General features: G+C 42.7%; 18 protein-coding genes. 17 read left to right on the plus strand and 1 reads right to left on the minus strand.

Going from position 1 to position 15849, the window contains the following annotated elements; translation table 11 throughout:
• The first annotated feature begins 1 nt into the window (after position 1).
• The 14 genes from mltG (at position 2) to ACMQ5W_RS16660 (ending at position 12889) form a co-directional block, all read left to right on the plus strand.
• Complete coding sequence (gene mltG, locus ACMQ5W_RS16595) at positions 2 to 1051, plus strand: endolytic transglycosylase MltG (RefSeq protein WP_419026133.1); 1050 nt, start codon at positions 2 to 4, stop codon at positions 1049 to 1051.
• On the plus strand, positions 1052 to 1717 hold the full coding sequence (locus tag ACMQ5W_RS16600) for an O-methyltransferase (RefSeq protein ID WP_419026134.1): 666 nt from the start codon (positions 1052 to 1054) through the stop codon (positions 1715 to 1717).
• Positions 1710 to 2957, plus strand: coding sequence for a peptidase U32 family protein (locus ACMQ5W_RS16605; RefSeq protein ID WP_419026135.1), 1248 nt, complete (start codon positions 1710 to 1712; stop codon positions 2955 to 2957). The genes ACMQ5W_RS16600 and ACMQ5W_RS16605 overlap by 8 nt, the downstream gene beginning before the upstream one ends.
• A 6-nt stretch (positions 2958 to 2963) precedes the next feature.
• Positions 2964 to 4256 carry a hemolysin family protein gene (locus ACMQ5W_RS16610; RefSeq protein ID WP_419026136.1) on the plus strand — a complete coding sequence of 431 codons (1293 nt, stop codon included), beginning with the start codon at positions 2964 to 2966 and terminating at the stop codon, positions 4254 to 4256.
• A complete protein-coding gene (locus tag ACMQ5W_RS16615; RefSeq protein ID WP_419026137.1) occupies positions 4253 to 4681 on the plus strand; it encodes a hypothetical protein in 429 nt (142 codons plus the stop codon). Before ACMQ5W_RS16610 ends, ACMQ5W_RS16615 begins: the two co-directional genes overlap by 4 nt.
• Positions 4668 to 7229, plus strand: coding sequence for an NYN domain-containing protein (locus ACMQ5W_RS16620; protein ID WP_419026138.1), 2562 nt, complete (start codon positions 4668 to 4670; stop codon positions 7227 to 7229). The genes ACMQ5W_RS16615 and ACMQ5W_RS16620 overlap by 14 nt, the downstream gene beginning before the upstream one ends.
• Before the next feature lies 1 nt (position 7230).
• Positions 7231 to 8115, plus strand: a complete 885-nt coding sequence (locus ACMQ5W_RS16625) for a LytTR family DNA-binding domain-containing protein (protein WP_419026139.1) — start codon at positions 7231 to 7233, stop codon at positions 8113 to 8115.
• A gap of 113 nt (positions 8116 to 8228) precedes the next feature.
• Positions 8229 to 9056, plus strand: a complete 828-nt coding sequence (locus tag ACMQ5W_RS16630; protein WP_419026140.1) for an ABC transporter ATP-binding protein — start codon at positions 8229 to 8231, stop codon at positions 9054 to 9056.
• A 1-nt stretch (position 9057) separates the two neighbouring features.
• A complete protein-coding gene (locus ACMQ5W_RS16635; protein ID WP_419026141.1) occupies positions 9058 to 9789 on the plus strand; it encodes an ABC transporter permease in 732 nt (243 codons plus the stop codon).
• Positions 9790 to 9922: 133 nt separating this feature from the next.
• A complete protein-coding gene (locus tag ACMQ5W_RS16640) occupies positions 9923 to 10189 on the plus strand; it encodes a DUF1294 domain-containing protein (RefSeq protein WP_419026142.1) in 267 nt (88 codons plus the stop codon).
• Between the two features lie 15 nt (positions 10190 to 10204).
• A complete protein-coding gene (locus ACMQ5W_RS16645; RefSeq protein ID WP_419026143.1) occupies positions 10205 to 10954 on the plus strand; it encodes an EFR1 family ferrodoxin in 750 nt (249 codons plus the stop codon).
• Between the two features lie 139 nt (positions 10955 to 11093).
• On the plus strand, positions 11094 to 11669 hold the full coding sequence (locus ACMQ5W_RS16650; RefSeq protein WP_419026144.1) for a TetR/AcrR family transcriptional regulator: 576 nt from the start codon (positions 11094 to 11096) through the stop codon (positions 11667 to 11669).
• An 85-nt stretch (positions 11670 to 11754) separates the two neighbouring features.
• The gene (locus ACMQ5W_RS16655) at positions 11755 to 12063 is read left to right on the plus strand and encodes a DUF1330 domain-containing protein (protein ID WP_419026145.1); all 309 of its coding nucleotides are present in this window, start codon (positions 11755 to 11757) and stop codon (positions 12061 to 12063) included.
• On the plus strand, positions 12050 to 12889 hold the full coding sequence (locus ACMQ5W_RS16660; RefSeq protein WP_419026146.1) for an MBL fold metallo-hydrolase: 840 nt from the start codon (positions 12050 to 12052) through the stop codon (positions 12887 to 12889). The genes ACMQ5W_RS16655 and ACMQ5W_RS16660 overlap by 14 nt, the downstream gene beginning before the upstream one ends.
• Positions 12890 to 12990: 101 nt before the next feature.
• Here the strand turns inward: ACMQ5W_RS16660 and ACMQ5W_RS16665 are convergent, their stop codons facing one another.
• Entirely contained in the window at positions 12991 to 13923 is a 933-nt protein-coding gene (locus tag ACMQ5W_RS16665) for a DUF5692 family protein (protein ID WP_148492029.1), read from the minus strand.
• Between the two features lie 196 nt (positions 13924 to 14119).
• Here ACMQ5W_RS16665 and ACMQ5W_RS16670 point away from each other — a divergent pair, with 196 nt between their 5' ends.
• The 3 genes from ACMQ5W_RS16670 to ACMQ5W_RS16680 all read left to right on the plus strand — a co-directional run bounded on the left by ACMQ5W_RS16670 (position 14120) and on the right by ACMQ5W_RS16680 (position 15775).
• A complete protein-coding gene (locus tag ACMQ5W_RS16670; protein ID WP_419026147.1) occupies positions 14120 to 14710 on the plus strand; it encodes a TetR/AcrR family transcriptional regulator in 591 nt (196 codons plus the stop codon).
• Between the two features lie 406 nt (positions 14711 to 15116).
• A complete protein-coding gene (locus tag ACMQ5W_RS16675; RefSeq protein ID WP_419026148.1) occupies positions 15117 to 15380 on the plus strand; it encodes an AbrB/MazE/SpoVT family DNA-binding domain-containing protein in 264 nt (87 codons plus the stop codon).
• A 5-nt stretch (positions 15381 to 15385) separates the two neighbouring features.
• Complete coding sequence (locus ACMQ5W_RS16680; RefSeq protein WP_419026149.1) at positions 15386 to 15775, plus strand: putative toxin-antitoxin system toxin component, PIN family; 390 nt, start codon at positions 15386 to 15388, stop codon at positions 15773 to 15775.
• Positions 15776 to 15849: the final 74 nt, after the last annotated feature.

The following is a 15849-nucleotide window of genomic DNA, read 5'->3' on the forward strand; positions in this document are numbered from 1 at the left end:
TATGAAGACGTTGATGAAGAACAAAGTTATATTTGGACTTTTTTGTGTATTAGTCCTAGTGGTCATCGCCTTTGCCGGCTTCATGCTGTATATGAACAGCCTGGATAAGGCTTTTGACAGCAGTAAAAAGGACACCATCAATATAACCATCGAGGCAGGTTCTACTACAGATGATATCGGCAGTCTCTTAGAAGAAAAAGGCATCATTAAAAGTGCCACATCTTTTAAGTATTTTTCAAAATTTAAAAGATACGACAGTAAATACCAGGCTGGGAACTATGCGCTTTCTCCTGCCATGAAACTCTCCGAAATCGCAGATATTATCATGAGTGGAAAAACCAACAACATGACTGTTACAATCCCGGAAGGATACACCATCTATCAAATGGCAGACAAACTGGCATCTGAAGGTCTGGTTGATAAGACAAAATTTGAATCTTTACTGAAAAACGGCAATTTTGATTATGACTTCCTCAAAGGTGCACAATCAGGAAAAAATCACCTCGAAGGATATTTGTTCCCAGAGACTTACACCATAGAATACAATGCTGACGAAGAGACCATCATCAGAACTATGTTAGATCAGTTTGACAGCGTTTTCACTGACGAATTTAAAAAACAGGCGGACAAGCTGGGTTATTCTATCAACGACATCATGGTCATCGCATCCGTCATAGAGCGGGAATGCCAGGTAGATGAAGAACGCGGCAAAGTAGCAAGCGTCATCTATAACCGTCTGAAAGAAGAAATGCCGCTGCAGATGTGTTCTACCGTGCAGTATGTCCTCGGCAAGCAAAAAGAAACGCTGACCAATGCGGACACAGAAATATCTTCACCTTATAACACCTACATCAACGCCGGACTTCCTCCAGGACCGATTTGCTGTCCGGGATTGGCTTCTATTAAAGCCGCCCTGTATCCGGAAGATACAGACTATCTGTATTTTGTTGTCAGCGATAAACTGGACGGCACACAGAAATTCTCCAGCGATTACAACCAGTTCCTGAAGGACAAGGACGCCTACTATAAAGCACTAGAGGGTCAGGAGTAAATGAACATCACTAACGATTTAGTTACAGAATACATCAATCACCGCTATCGGCCGTTGAGCAGCAGACTCGGACATCTGCGGCAGATCGGCGAACAGGATAATGTGCCCATCATACTGAAGGAGACGGAAAGCTTTCTCAATATGGTTCTGGCACTGAAGCGGCCAAAAAAAATATTGGAAGTAGGAACGGCAATCGGTTATTCCGCTCTTTATTTTGCTGAAAGCTGCGAGGATGCGGAGATTTATACCATCGAAAAAAATGAATACGCAGCCAGGTCTGCCAGGCACAATATTGCTGCTGCCGGGCTTGAGAACCGCATTCATTCACTCTTTGGAGACGGTCAGGAACAGATAGAAAAACTGCGCGACCAGGGAATCGACGGCTTCGATTTTGTGTTCATCGATGCAGCAAAGAGTCATTATAAGCGATTTTTTGACGCAGCGATTGCCCTATGTGAGGAAAACGCCCTCATCATATCTGACAACATCCTGCAGCGCGCCATGACTGTTTCCGACCAATTCGATATCAACGGAAAACATAAGACAAATATAAAAAAAATGCGAGAATATGTGGATTATATCTGCAGCGACAGGACTTTGGATACTACTTTAATGAGTATCGGAGACGGCATTGCAGTATCCATATACAGAGGAGAAAATGGATAGAGAGCAATTTGAACTGCTTGCACCTGCAGGCGATTTAGAAAAGTTAAAAATAGCAATCATATATGGTGCCGACGCTGTATACTTCGGCGGCGAAATGTTCAGTCTCAGAGCCGGAGCAGGGAATCTGACCATCGAAGAAATGATAGAAGGCGTCAGCTTTGCCCACGAAAGAGGAAAACGGTGCTATCTGACGATGAACATCTTCGCACATAACGAAGACATCGAACCGTTGACCGCTTATCTGGAGAAGATTAAAGATATCGGCATTGACGCTTTCATCGTATCTGATCCCGGCATCATTGATTTAATACAGGAGATCATCCCCGAGGCGGAAATCCATCTGAGCACCCAGGCAAATATGACTAATTTCAGGACTGCCAGATTTTGGCATAAGATGGGCGTAAAACGGCTGGTACTGGCCAGAGAACTGACTTTTTCTGAAATCAGTCAAATCAGAGAAAATATTCCTGCAGATATGGAGATTGAGGCTTTTGTCCACGGCGCTATGTGCATTTCTTACTCAGGCAGATGTCTGTTGAGTAATTTTATGATTGAAAGAGATGCTAACCGGGGGATGTGTGCCCATCCGTGCCGATGGAAATACTCTTTAGTGGAAGAAAAGAGACCGGGAGAGTATTACCCCGTAGAAGAGGATGAACGGGGAACCTATATTCTCAATTCTCGGGATCTTTGCATGATTGAGCATATCCCGCAAATTGTGGAATCGGGTATTATGTCAGCAAAGATAGAAGGCCGAATGAAAAGTGTATTCTACGTAGCAACGGTTGTTCATGCCTATCGGCAGGCAATTGACGCGTATTTTGCTGATCCTGAGCGGTACGAGTTCAAACCGGAATGCCTGTCTGAATTAAAAAAAGTCAGTCATAGAGAGTTCACCACAGGTTTCTACTTTGACAAACCTACCAACAAGGACCAAAATTATCAGACCAGCGCCTACACGCGAGAATATTCTTTTGTTGGTATTGTCAGAAGCTATGATGCGGATACAGCCATCGCCATCGTAGAGCAGAGGAACAAAATGTCTCTCGGCGAAGAAATCGAAATTTTCGGACCGGATATTCCGTTTTTTACACAGATCTTAGAGGAAATGTACGATGCAGAAAGCGGTGAAAGGCTAGAATCAGCCCCACATCCACAGCAAATCCTTAAAATAAAAATGAACCGGCCAGTAAAAGAAAATTATATTCTGCGCAAATACAATTCGACATTAAAGGAGTGATTTTTAATGACATCCGACCCCAGTAACATCCCTTTACAACTACAAATTGTCTTTATTATTGCCACAATCATACTGAACGGCATCACAGTATTGTCCAATACTGCGATGAATACTGTCAGCCGAAACAAAATCAGGCAAATGGCAGACGAGGACAAAACTGCAGCAAAGCTGCAGATACTCCTCGACAAGCCGACACACTATCGATTTACCAATCGGTTCCTCAGCTACGTGTTCATCACAGTCGGCTTGTTTTTTACCATCAGATTGCCAAACAGCGACATTCTGTCCATTGCAATTTATGTAGTGGCCTTGATAACTTTCAGCGAGTTTTTTACTCGCAAACTAGCGCAGCAGCACAGCGAATCCATTGCCTTAGCTTTTGCTGGTGTGCAGAAATTTTTCGTCATCATTCTGACACCTTTCGTTGCTTTGCTTACCTTGATTGCCGATATCTTTCTGAAGATTTTCAGACAAAAAACGGATATCGAATACAGCGGCTATTCAGAAGAACAGGTCATGTCCATTCTGGAAGCAGGACAGCAAAGCGGTGAAATTAAAGAAGAAGGCAAGAAGATGATCAACAGCATCTTTCAGTTCGACGATGAGCTTGCTTATGAAATCATGACACCGAGGACAGATGTCTTCTTAATCGACATCAACGATCCTGCAGAAGAATACCTGGATCAGTTGATGGAACTGCGGTATTCGAGAATTCCGGTCTGCGAAGATGAAACGGATAATATTATCGGCATTCTTCATATTAAAGACTACCTCATCAAAGCCAGAGAGTCCGGTTTTGACAAAGTCGATATCAGGGCAATCCTGAGAAAGCCATATTTTGTTCCAGAGACAAAGAATATCGATGCGCTGTTCTTTGAATTACAGATTGAGAAGCAGCACATTGCCGTTTTAATCGACGAGTACGGCGGTTTCAGCGGTATCGTCACCATGGAAGACATCATCGAAGAAATCGTCGGTGATATCGACGATGAATACGATGAAGAAGAGCATATCATCGACAAAGTTGACGATAACAATTATTATGTAGATGGTAATGTTTCTCTCAACGACCTCAATGAAGAAGTGAATATTAATTTAGAGTCTGAGAATAGTGAAACCATCGGTGGATTCTTGATTGACATACTAGGGGAAATTCCTGAGGAGGGTGATGAAAATCGAGAAGTTACTTTCGAAAACTATGTCTTCACAATTCTCTCTGTCAAAGAAAGACGAATCGAAAAAGTGAAAATTACGATTAACCAGGAAACCAGTGAGGAAGAGAAGGAGGAGGAACAATGAAATTTGCCATAGCGTCAGTTTTATTAATCGCGTTCATCTATATAAATGTACTCGGCATGTTCAAAGGATACAAAGAAATACCAGAAGGGAAGTACAAGCATACCCTTTGGAAGTACAAGAAAATTGAATTGATAGAAAAAGGCATCATCAGTGCGATTCTCGTCTTTGTCGTCTTTTCTATGGGCTGGAGTAACGAACTGGCGGCTATCGCTCTGGCCGCCATGGTTATCATTATGATTATCGAATACTTCTTTGGAAAATACATACGGAAAAGTTTTATCTGTCCAAATTGCGGCGCACCAGTTTGGACAGGAAATTTCATCGTTATCCTCAGAGCCAAGCGGCAGTGTTACGAATGTGGCTGCAAATTTGTCGATGAAGAGAATAAGGCAGTAAACAAGAATGATGAAAATGAAGAAGAGTAACAAATTGACAATTGGAATACTCGCCCATGTGGATGCAGGAAAGACGACGCTGTCCGAAGGCATCTTGTATTTGAATGGCATCACCAGGTCACTTGGAAGAGTAGACCACGGTGATGCTTTTCTTGATACCTTTGAGCTGGAACGTGCGCGGGGCATTACGATATTTTCAAAGCAGGCTGTATTTCCCTTAGAGCAAAAAGAAGTCACACTGCTGGATACACCAGGACATATGGACTTTTCTGCCGAAATGGAGCGCGTCCTGCAGGTTTTGGATTATGCCATCTTAGTTATCAGCGGACCTGATGGCATCCAGGGGCAGGTACAGACTCTGTGGAAACTCCTAGAACGATACGAGATTCCTACATTCCTCTTTATCAACAAAATGGATCAGGAGGGAGCGGATTTGTCATATATCATGGTCGAACTGCGTAACAGGCTTAGTGAACACTGTATTCTGGCAGATAAAAAAGACGAGTCTTTTTTTGAGCAAGCGGCTCTCTGTGACGAAGCGCTTTTGGAGAAATATTTGGAGACTGGAATCGTTACGGATGAGGAAATTGCTCACCAGACAGCAAAACGCAGACTTTTTCCCTGCTTCAGCGGCTCTGCTCTCAAAATGCAAGGGGTGCAAGAATTCTTAGATGAATTTGGGAAGCTTACCCTCTGTCCGTCTTACAGCGAAGCATTTTCTGCCCGGGTCTTCAAAATCACCAGAGACGAACATGGGAATAGACTGACCCACTTGAAAATTACCGGCGGCGTTCTCCGTGTAAAAGACTTAGTCGGTGAGGATAAAGTCAATCAGATTAGAATATATTCCGGTGCTCGCTTTCAAAGTATAGAAAAAGCGGAAGCGGGAACAATCTGCGCCGTGACAGGTCTGGCGAATACCCATATCGGTCAGGGGCTGGGAGCCAGCGAGGGAGGTTTTGATCCGTTGCTGGATACCGTCATAACCTATCAGGTTCTACTGCCGGAAGGTTATGATCAGCACAGTGCTTATATGAAATTAAAACTGCTGGAAGAAGAAATTCCGGAGTTACACGTAGTCTGGAATGAGACGAAAAGGCAGATTCACATTCAGATGATGGGAGAGGTGCAGGGCGAAATCTTAAAAAAACTGGTTGCAGAACGTTTTGACATGCAAATAGATTATGGCAGTGAAACCATCATCTATAAGGAGACCATTGCAGATATGGTGGAAGGTGTCGGCCATTTTGAACCGCTGCGTCATTACGCCGAAGTGCATCTGCTTCTAGAGCCTTTGCCGCCTGGAAGCGGCATGGTTACAACTGCGTCTTGCAGTGAAGATGTACTGGATCGTAACTGGCAGCGTCTGATTTTATCTCATCTGACGGAAAAACCACATCTCGGTGTATTGACTGGTTCTGAAATCACAGATATAAAAATCACACTGGCTGCGGGAAAAGCTCACGTCAAACATACAGAAGGCGGCGACTTTCGCCAGGCAACGTATCGCGCTGTCCGTCAAGGCTTGCGCAAGGCCAAAAGCATCCTTTTAGAACCGTATTACGAATATCGCCTGGAAATACCACAGGAACTGGTGGGCAGGGCGATGTCAGACGTGCAGAAGATGTACGGCACCTGCAATCCGCCTGAGAGTTTCGGCGAAACAACAGTACTTACTGGCGACGCACCGGTTGCAACGATGAATGGCTATCAAAAAGAAGTTGTCTCTTATACTAAGGGAGTAGGTCGGTTATTCTGCTTCTTGAAAGGTTACTTTCCATGTCACAATGCAGAAGAAGTAATCGCCGCAGCGAAATATGATGCGGATAGGGATTTAGAAAATCCCTGCGGTTCGGTATTTTGTTCTCACGGCAGCGGGGTCGTCGTTCCATGGAATGAAGTCGAGCAGCATATGCATTTATCGAGCGCTTTAGAAAGCCCAAAAGAGTTGGCAGACAGTGACGGCAATAGCGGTGCAGCCTCCGGCAGCAGGCGATACAGCGATGAAGAATTGGAAGCCGTATTTCGCATGACTTACGGTATCAGCAAAAGAGACCAGTCTAAATTTAAGAAGAGCGCACGAGTCGTCAAACCTCTTGAAATGACTGCTGGACCGCGGGTGAAAAACGCTTTCAGCGACAGTAAGACAGAGAGCTGCCTGCTGATTGACGGTTACAACATCATCTTTGCCTGGGAGGAACTCAAAGAGATGTCCAAGCTGAATTTGGAAAGCGCCCGCAGTCTTTTGATTGAAGTGCTGCAGAATTATCAAGGGTATACCAACGAAAAAATCCTCCTGATATTCGACGCCTATAAGCAGCCTGGAAATAATGGCAGTACAGAAAGCTATGGGGATTTGAGAGTGATCTACACGAAAGAGGGACAGACTGCTGACCAATATATAGAAAAATTTGTTCTGGAAAACATCAAAAAGATTCGCATCACCGTTGCCACCTCTGACGGGCTGGAACAGATGATGGTCTTCGGTCAGGGCGCATTACGAATGCCCGCCAGAGAACTACAGGCGCGGATTTTGGCTATAAATGAAGAAATGCGTCAGAAATACTTGGGGAAATAAAATGGAAAAAGAACTATTGGAGTTAATTGAAAGCGGCAGAAGCTTTCACGGCGAATGTTCTCTGCAGATTACCAACGAACTGATCAGCTATTTCAGCGCGATAGAAAACACTTCGGTCTATCTGCGCAATATCGGTTTATATGAACATATGAGAGTGCGGGAATACCTTTCCTTTTTTGCAAATCTGACTAAGCATAGAAACCTGTTGGAGGCTGCCATTGAAGCGATGCACCTTGCTGACATCGGCAGCATCAAACTGTCACAGTGTACAGACAGCCAAAAAGTCAGGGTTCGCATCGCAGGACAGATTTTATTAGACTGCCAAACCATTTTCATGGTGGAGCCTCTGCGGGATTTAGAAGAAGCTGCTATGAAAATGGTAGTGTCCTGGATGTCCTATGAAATAGAACAGGGCAGGCGCATCATCTCTGTATCGCCTTCATTGAAGGAAATCTGTCTCTGTCCTGGAGATCACTATTTTCTTTCTGAAACAGGCATTCGTCTGGTGGATCAGGAAGATCCGTCAGAAAGTGATGAAGGGGATTCCTTGCTTCTCAACAAGCTGTCAGTGAAATCTGAAGGTAATATTTTCTTGTTTAATCCAGAAGATATCGATTATATTGAAGCCAATGACGGCAAATGCTATGTCTATGTGAGAAAAGAGGGCTATGTATCACAATTAACCTTAGACGAATTAGAACAAAAGTTAAAGAATTTCGGCTTTTATCGCTGTCATCGATCCTATCTGGTCAATATTCAGAAAGTGACAGAAATCGTCAGGTGGACCAGGAGTTCTTATTCACTGCGGCTGGCAAACTATAAGGAATTCATGGTTCCCCTCAGCAAAGCGAAAATCCAGGAGCTGAAAGACACCTTTCAATTTTGATCAATCCTGCACCGTTCAGCACTTTTTTTGCACCATTCGTCGTATTTTTATTGCGAAGGTGCTTTTTTTGCGTAAAATCATTGGTAAGATAGAAATTGGGAGGTAATAATTGAATGGAGACTGTAATCAAAACAAGGAATCTATCGAAAAGATTTAACGAGACTGTAGCTTTAGATAGCTGTTCCTTCACCATAAAAAAAGGAGAGGTGTTTGGATACCTGGGGCCTTCTGGCGCAGGTAAAACCACCACGATCAAGCTTCTCAGCGGACAGCTGCACAGCGACCAGGGAGAAATCGAAGTGCTAGGGAAATCGCCCTTTGATGAAACAATAAAAGAGAAAATTGGTATCATGAGTGATAACAGCGGTCTGTACGAAAAAGCGACTGTCTATGATAATCTGAAATTGTTCGCAGAAATCTACAGACTGCCTGCAGAGAGAATAGATCAGGTACTTCAGGATGTTGGCCTTTACGAAGAGAAAAAGAAATCGGTGGAAAAGCTCTCCAAAGGAATGAAGCAGAGACTGATCTTTGCTAGAACCATTCTTCACGGGCCCAAGCTGCTGTTCCTGGACGAACCGACAGCAAATCTGGACCCGTCGACCGCTGAGGAAGTGCGGGATTTGATCCGACAGATGAAAGAAAACGGAACCACTGTATTTCTGACTACGCATAACATGGAAGAAGCCGACGAAATGTGCGACCGCATTGCTCTGCTTAACAAGGGGCACATCATAGAATGCGGCAGCCCCTATGAATTGAAATTGAAATATGCAAAAAAACAGGTACAGGTAACCTCAAATTTGGGGAAAGAATCCCTTACCTTAGCGAAATCCGCTTTAATCGACTATTTGCAAAAATGTGAAGAGATTGTCATGATACATTCGATAGAGCCCAGCTTAAAAGAAGTATTTTTGACATTGACAGAGGAGGGAAGATGAGATGGGGATCAAATTACATGTATTTCGCGCATTATTTAAGAAGGACTTTAAAAACTGCTTTATGAATCGTAACATATCACTCATGCTAGTGCTGCCGATTTTGTTCGTTCTGCTCTATAAGTTTTTAATGAATGGTGGCGCCGATGAATCGTTCTCGCCTTATTTTACGTTGCTGATGTGCAGTGTTTTAACACTTTCTGTCATTCCACTAAATATTCTAGCGATGTTGATTTCTGAAGAAAAGGAGAAACATACACTGAGATCTCTGATGATGGCAAATGTCAGCGGAGCAGAGTTCATTGCCAGCAAAGCGGCAGTCTGTCTGATTCTGATGATTGCGGAAAGTGTCATCATCTATTTCTTATGTGGTCTGGCGATGAACCTCTTCGCTCTTTATCTGGGTGTCATCTTTATCGTTTCTTTGGCAATTATCATATTTGGCGCCGTAGTGGGCATTTCAGCAAAGGATCAAATGGCGGCTGGGACTTTGGGAACGCCATTGATGATGCTCTTTCTGGTACCGCCTGTATTTTCCACTATGAACAACTTTTTCGAAAAAGTATCTGTTCTGGTGCCGACCACTTCTCTTTATACGATTTATGGAGCGGCCTACAGCAAATTACCGCTGATGAGCAGAGACAATATGATTGCCTTCGGTGTCTGTGTAGCTTGGATTGTCATCGGAATCATTGTTTTTATGAGGATTTACAAGAAGAAAGGATTAGATGACTAAGCTTCTTAAGAGAAAGATGCAGCAGAAGAGAGCCTTCGCAAATGAAGGCTCTTTTGATTTGCAGCACATATTCGTTTAATTTGATGACATGATAAGGGAAAAATGTTACAATGGAACTCGATAGGAGGGCATCATGGTCGTATTGATTTACTTTGTTTTTATAAATATCCTCACCTTCAGCCTTTACGGCGCTGACAAGTGGAAAGCGAAAAAGGGGAGCTGGCGAATCAGCGAATCAACGCTTTTACTCCTTGCCTTTCTTGGCGGTTCTATAGGCGCTCTGCTGGCGATGAAGGTTTTCAGACATAAAACGAGACATAAGAACTTTACCATCGGAGTGCCCGCAATTTGCATACTGCACATCTCATTGCTCTTTTGGCTATATTTTAAAGGGTTATAAAATAAAGGAGGCATCATGTTATTTTATTTTTCAGGTACAGGCAACAGCGCCTATGTTGCAAAGAGAATTTCTGAGGTGACAGGCGAAGAAATCTGTTCTATCAACGACAAAATTAAAAGCGATAAATCTGCACCAAAAACTGTTGACAACGAACGACTTATCTTTGTAGTTCCCACCTATGGTTGGCGTATACCGCGGATTGTAGACAGCTGGATACGAAATTCTCACTTTCCAGGAAACCATCAAGTGTATTTTGTCATGACCTGTGGCAGTGATATTGGGAATGCAGGCAGATATCTTAGAAAACTCTGTAATGCAAAAGATTTTGATTATCGAGGTTGTGCTGAAATCGTCATGCCAGAGAATTATGTTGCTCTTTTTACAACACCAGAAAAAGAAGAGGCTGCGGCAATCATTGAACGAGCGGAGCCAGCAATCTGTGGAGTAATCGACGATATTGTAAAAGGAAATAATCTCGACGAACCTGGTCAAACAGTTTCCGGCAAAATCAAAAGCAGCCTGATTAACACCATCTATTATCCGACGATCATCCACGCCAAGAAATTCTATGCCACCGATGCTTGCATCAGCTGCGGCAAATGTCAAAAAGACTGTCCTCTTAACAATATTAACATGGCCAACGGGAAGCCGACGTGGGGCAAAAACTGTACACACTGCATGGCGTGCATCTGCGGATGTCCTGCAGAGGCTATTGAATATGGAAGCCATAGCAAGGGGCTGCCACGGTACCAATGTCCAAAATAAGAAATATGATGAACATTAATCAGATTTTAGATTACGATAGAGAGAAAATCGACCTCTTATTCAAAAATTAACTCCATTTCTTGCTATTCATCAGCAGACATGTTAAAATGCAAGTATATACTTGCATCAAGAGGTGACTATGATAGACGAAACAAGAGAAAAGATTATCAATGCGACGATGAATTTAGTTATGGACAGGGGGTATTCTCTGACCACGACAAAGGACATCGCGTTTAAGGCGGGCATAAACGAATGCACTATTTTTCGTAAATTCAAAGGAAAAAAGGATATTGTCCTCTCAGCTATGAAACTGCCAGAGTGGAAACCCGACTTGAAGGAAGAAGATCTCGCTGTGTACACAGGAGAACTGGAATCAGACCTGATCAGATTTTCAAATTTGTATATGGAAAAAGTTACACCCAAAATGGTCAAAGTCTCCATTGGGCTGAGGACACCGGAGCTTATTGGTGATACTGCTGCAGGAATCATGGCAGTTCCTGCCATATTCAAAAACTGCCTGACGGCTTATTTTGAGGAGATGCAGTGCCTGGGAAAAATAAAGAAAGCAGATTCGGAATCTCTGGCTATGACATTTCTCTCCATGAATTTTGGTTTCATTTTTCTGCAAGCGTCCTTTGACGATCAATTATCACCTTTGTCAAAAGAAGAATACATCAACGCAAGTGTACGTACTTTTATACAAGGAATCGCATAAACAATCGCGGTGCATAAGTGATTATGCACCTATTTATTACTCAGGAATGCAAGTGTTTACTTGCATTCGACAAAGGAGGAGTCTTATGGTATATTTTGCAGTAACCATTAAAATGGGTGAGGAGAAGGGGCGAGGTGAGTATGACGCATATATTTATCAAGTCAAACCGATTGTGGAAAGTTATGGCGGTCGCTATCTCATTCGTTCAGAAAACATCACACCTCTGGATTCTGGATGGCATCCCAATCGTTTCATTTTGATAGAGTTTCCAACAAGAGATGCCCTGAATCACTGCTTTGATTCAAAAGAATATCATAAAATCGCCTATAAAAGAATCAATTCAGTAAATAGTCAGGCCATCATCATCGAGGAGGATGTAAATGAAAATTTGTAACCAGGTTCATCAAATTAAAATTGATTTCAATATTACTGAAAGTCTCAAACGTTATGTCTATGTCTATCTGATTACAGGCAAATCCTGTTATTTAATCGACAGTGGTGTCTCAGGTTCGGAGGACGTCATCAAAGAATATATGGCTGAACTAGGTAGAGATATAGAGGAAATTAGAACTATTTTTCTGACCCACTCTCATCCTGATCACATGGGCAGTGCTGCGGCAATTCAAGAGCTGAGCGGCTGTCAAATCGTTGCCGGAAGGGGAGAAAGAAAGTGGCTGGAAGACATCGACCGCCAGTTCAGGGAGCGGCCGATTCCCGGCTTCTACAATCTGCTGAACCGTTCTGTCACAATTGACAGCTTTGTTTCTAGTGACAGTGTTTTTTCTTTGGAAGAGGGCATGACAATCAAAGCGCTGGAAACACCTGGACATTCTGCAGGATCTGTCAGTTACATCCTGCAAAGTTCAAATTCTGTTGTTGCCTTCATTGGCGATGTCATACCTGCACCAGGAGATATTCCAATTTTTACAGAGCCGCAGAGAAGCATTGATTCTATTGAAACTCTGATGTATCTGCCAAAAGTGCAGTGGTACTGTCCGGCATGGGATCGAGCGTACACAAATAAGGAAATTGTACAGATTGCAAAGAATGGCATTGTACTGATTGAAAGGATTATCAAGATAGCAGAGCGAGTCGGTCGCGAGCATTTTAACAGCAGTGCAGAAGAGCAGCTTGGGTTTGTATATCAGAGCTTGGGTGTTGAAAAGGACAGCCTCAATCCACTTTTTGCGAAAAGTATACTTTCTTGTCTTCGAACATAGAAGGCAAATTAAACCGGAACAATCAAGGGACTATCAGCTTCCGGCTGGTAGTCCCTCTTTTATAACATAGGAAATATCATCTGAACACGTATTACCGAATGTCAGTCCTCACTGACGACACTTTGATAGGCTTTCGTATCTTTGTACAACTCATCCTTGAGTGGATTCAACTTATTCTTTTTGATTTTTCTGAACTGATAGATTGCCAGCCCCAGGTTAAAGGTCAGAGACAGAAAGCTGACGATAAAAAACATGGTCGGATTATGAGTCGTAGACACCGGCGCAATCCGGTCTGCAAAACTAGGGAATGTCATGATAAACATGGTCCAAAATCCCAGAGTCTGTGCTCTGTGCTGCAGCCACATTCCTTTTTTAATGACAAAAGCCGGAATGGTGCATGAAAGAAGCAGGGCGAGGCCGCAGTAGAAAGAATGATCTGCAATGCAGTTATAGGTATAAGCGAAATTCCAAAGATCATAAGCGATAATCCATGGCCAAATCATGTCAGGCCACATCATGTCTTTGCGTTTACCTTTAGACGCATAGATACCCAGCCAGCCGCAGATTGTTGCAATATTGAGCAGGCCGGCGATGCCGTTCATGATATTCCAAGAACCAGACATGACCCATAGGTGGTTGATGTATTCTCCATCAAAAGCACCATAAGAGAAGCATTGGAAGTCTCTGAAGACAGCTTCTAAGATATTAAACGCCAAAATCAATGGTGGGAAATAAAGGGCGAATTTGGACTTCTCCAATTTTGGTATGTAGCAGATTGCCATGAATCCCAGACAGCCAGCCAAAGCAGAATAGGTCTTGGCCCAGTTAAACCAGTTTCCTGTTCCATATTCATTCCCGGGAGCGGCCGTCGTCGGCCAGACGGTAATGGTCAAAATCAAGGGCAGTACGAATAACAAAATAAGTCCGAACCATTTGCTAGATCTGGCCAGTTCGTTGAAGGCCATCAATCCAAAGAGGACTGCACACCATATAGCCCAGCCCATGATATCGGTCTGTTCATATAAAATACCCATAAGTTCCTCCTTACTTGCCTTTCGCTGAAAATGAATATCAGCAGCAAAGACATTATAAATATAGCAGCATTTACAGAATTAAATTCACCGAATCTAGTTCTGTAAAAATTATAACTCGAATATTCAGAAATGTCAATTATTTAAAAAGGCATAAAAATATGTTAGAATAAATAAAGAAAACAGATAGGAGACGGCTATGAAAGAAAGCACAAGTAGAAAACAACAAGCAATGGAAACTAGAATTAAAATTCTCGAAATCGCCCTCGGCCTCTTCAAAGAAAAAGGGATGGATGCGGTTAAAGTAATCGATATCTGTCAAGCCGCCGGCGTATCTGTAGGGGCTTTTTATCATCATTTCCCTTCAAAGGAGAGTATCATTGAAAGAGGCTATCAGAGCATAGATGCCTATATCGAAGAAGGTATGAAGAACCGCAGCTTTGCCAATTGCACCAAAAAAATCCTCTGCCTCTTCAAAGAAGCCAACCTGGTCATGGAGGAGTTGGGATGGAAATTTATCGGCGATGTGTATAAATATACCCTTACCACGGGCAACAAATATACTCTCAGCACAGAACGCTACCCTTATTGCTTTATCCAGGAAAGTTTAGAAGAAGGCGTCTCATCAGGTCAATTGCGCGAAGAAATCAATCCTGCACAAGCCACAGAGTTCTTGATGAAGCTGGTCAGGGGCATCACTTTTGATTGGTGTATCTGCCAAGGGAGCTATTCTTTAGTGGAGGAAGCTGCTAAAACAGTGGAAATCATTTTGAGAGAATATGCGGCCTGACGGTATTTTCTGAAAGGAGGAGAGCACATGATAGACAACCTGGAGAAACTGCAGAATCAAAAACCAAAGACAGAATCCCTTCCCGTATTTGGTTTTGTGCAAAAAGGCGAAAGCTATTTTATGCGACGCAATTTCTCGCAGGACAGTTTACGCTGACTGTTACCATTGCGCAAAACGGACAGTAGTCAACACGGGTTGTTGATAACGATTCAGGAGATACAGTTGCATCAGATACCAGGCGCGCAGGGCGATTTTGTCGGAACTTTAACCTTGCGGGGAGATAAGTGATGTAAATTTTAATAGAGCTTCTCGAATACCTCATTGTTAAGTGCTTGCGTTTTTTCTGATATGCGGTATAATAAAGTAAGGAAAGTAAGGAATATGAAATGACAGGAAGGGGAAAGTGATGGAAAAAGCAAGAGTAACTTCAAAAGGCCAGATAACAATTCCTATCAATATAAGGAAAAAACTTGGCGTAAAAGAAGGCGACAATATTTTATTTATAAAGAATGGTGACGAAATCGTTATACGGAATGCATCCGTTGACGCTCTTTTGATGGCACAAAAAGAATTTGAGGGCGTAGCTGAAGAATTGGGCGTTTCTTCACTTGAGGAAGTTGTTGACATGATCAAAGAGGTGAGAAAAGAGAACGGGGGCAAGTATAGATGAGGATTATGATAGATACCAACATACTGGTGTCTGCAATCTTTTTTCCAAAGTCACAGGTGGCACAAGTTTTGACCTTCATAATGCAAAACCATACGGTTGTGCTGTCATCATATGTTTTAGACGAATTGATATCAGTCACTAAGCGAAAATTTCCAGAAAAAAAAGAAGCAATAGAGATGTTCCTTGCCAATACTGCTTATGAATTTGTGTATACATTAGATGATATGCCGGAAGATATTGTTTCCATAAGAGATTTAAAGGATTATCCTGTAATTTATACCGCTATAAGGGAGCAGGTAGACATTCTTATAACTGGAGACAAAGATTTTACAGATATTGATATTGAATCACCTGAGATAATAAATCCGAGTGAGTTCAAACAAAAATATATGTAATGAGCGATAAGATACCATTGCCGTAATTGCCATCTGTATATGAGCAATCTGACAGACAATAAAAACCTGCTGAA

It is taken from the genome of Emergencia sp. (genome assembly GCF_048465375.1).
In the GTDB taxonomy this organism is placed as follows: Bacteria; Bacillota; Clostridia; order Peptostreptococcales; family Anaerovoracaceae; genus Senimuribacter.

What these genes read in the sequence shown, in the direction of transcription:
- ACMQ5W_RS16640 (WP_419026142.1), top strand. Translation starts at nt 9,923, where the DNA reads ATGGTCGTATTGATTTACTTTGTTTTTATAAATATCCTCACCTTCAGC.
- ACMQ5W_RS16630 (WP_419026140.1), top strand. Translation starts at nt 8,229, where the DNA reads ATGGAGACTGTAATCAAAACAAGGAATCTATCGAAAAGATTTAACGAG.
- ACMQ5W_RS16655 (WP_419026145.1), top strand. Translation starts at nt 11,755, where the DNA reads ATGGTATATTTTGCAGTAACCATTAAAATGGGTGAGGAGAAGGGGCGA.
- ACMQ5W_RS16635 (WP_419026141.1), top strand. Translation starts at nt 9,058, where the DNA reads ATGGGGATCAAATTACATGTATTTCGCGCATTATTTAAGAAGGACTTT.
- ACMQ5W_RS16675 (WP_419026148.1), top strand. Translation starts at nt 15,117, where the DNA reads ATGGAAAAAGCAAGAGTAACTTCAAAAGGCCAGATAACAATTCCTATC.
- ACMQ5W_RS16600 (WP_419026134.1), top strand. Translation starts at nt 1,052, where the DNA reads ATGAACATCACTAACGATTTAGTTACAGAATACATCAATCACCGCTAT.
- ACMQ5W_RS16660 (WP_419026146.1), top strand. Translation starts at nt 12,050, where the DNA reads ATGAAAATTTGTAACCAGGTTCATCAAATTAAAATTGATTTCAATATT.
- ACMQ5W_RS16680 (WP_419026149.1), top strand. Translation starts at nt 15,386, where the DNA reads ATGATAGATACCAACATACTGGTGTCTGCAATCTTTTTTCCAAAGTCA.
- ACMQ5W_RS16670 (WP_419026147.1), top strand. Translation starts at nt 14,120, where the DNA reads ATGAAAGAAAGCACAAGTAGAAAACAACAAGCAATGGAAACTAGAATT.
- ACMQ5W_RS16665 (WP_148492029.1), bottom strand. Translation starts at nt 13,923, where the DNA reads ATGGGTATTTTATATGAACAGACCGATATCATGGGCTGGGCTATATGG.
- ACMQ5W_RS16645 (WP_419026143.1), top strand. Translation starts at nt 10,205, where the DNA reads ATGTTATTTTATTTTTCAGGTACAGGCAACAGCGCCTATGTTGCAAAG.
- ACMQ5W_RS16625 (WP_419026139.1), top strand. Translation starts at nt 7,231, where the DNA reads ATGGAAAAAGAACTATTGGAGTTAATTGAAAGCGGCAGAAGCTTTCAC.
- ACMQ5W_RS16615 (WP_419026137.1), top strand. Translation starts at nt 4,253, where the DNA reads ATGAAATTTGCCATAGCGTCAGTTTTATTAATCGCGTTCATCTATATA.
- ACMQ5W_RS16620 (WP_419026138.1), top strand. Translation starts at nt 4,668, where the DNA reads ATGAAGAAGAGTAACAAATTGACAATTGGAATACTCGCCCATGTGGAT.
- mltG (WP_419026133.1), top strand. Translation starts at nt 2, where the DNA reads ATGAAGACGTTGATGAAGAACAAAGTTATATTTGGACTTTTTTGTGTA.
- ACMQ5W_RS16610 (WP_419026136.1), top strand. Translation starts at nt 2,964, where the DNA reads ATGACATCCGACCCCAGTAACATCCCTTTACAACTACAAATTGTCTTT.
- ACMQ5W_RS16605 (WP_419026135.1), top strand. Translation starts at nt 1,710, where the DNA reads ATGGATAGAGAGCAATTTGAACTGCTTGCACCTGCAGGCGATTTAGAA.
- ACMQ5W_RS16650 (WP_419026144.1), top strand. Translation starts at nt 11,094, where the DNA reads ATGATAGACGAAACAAGAGAAAAGATTATCAATGCGACGATGAATTTA.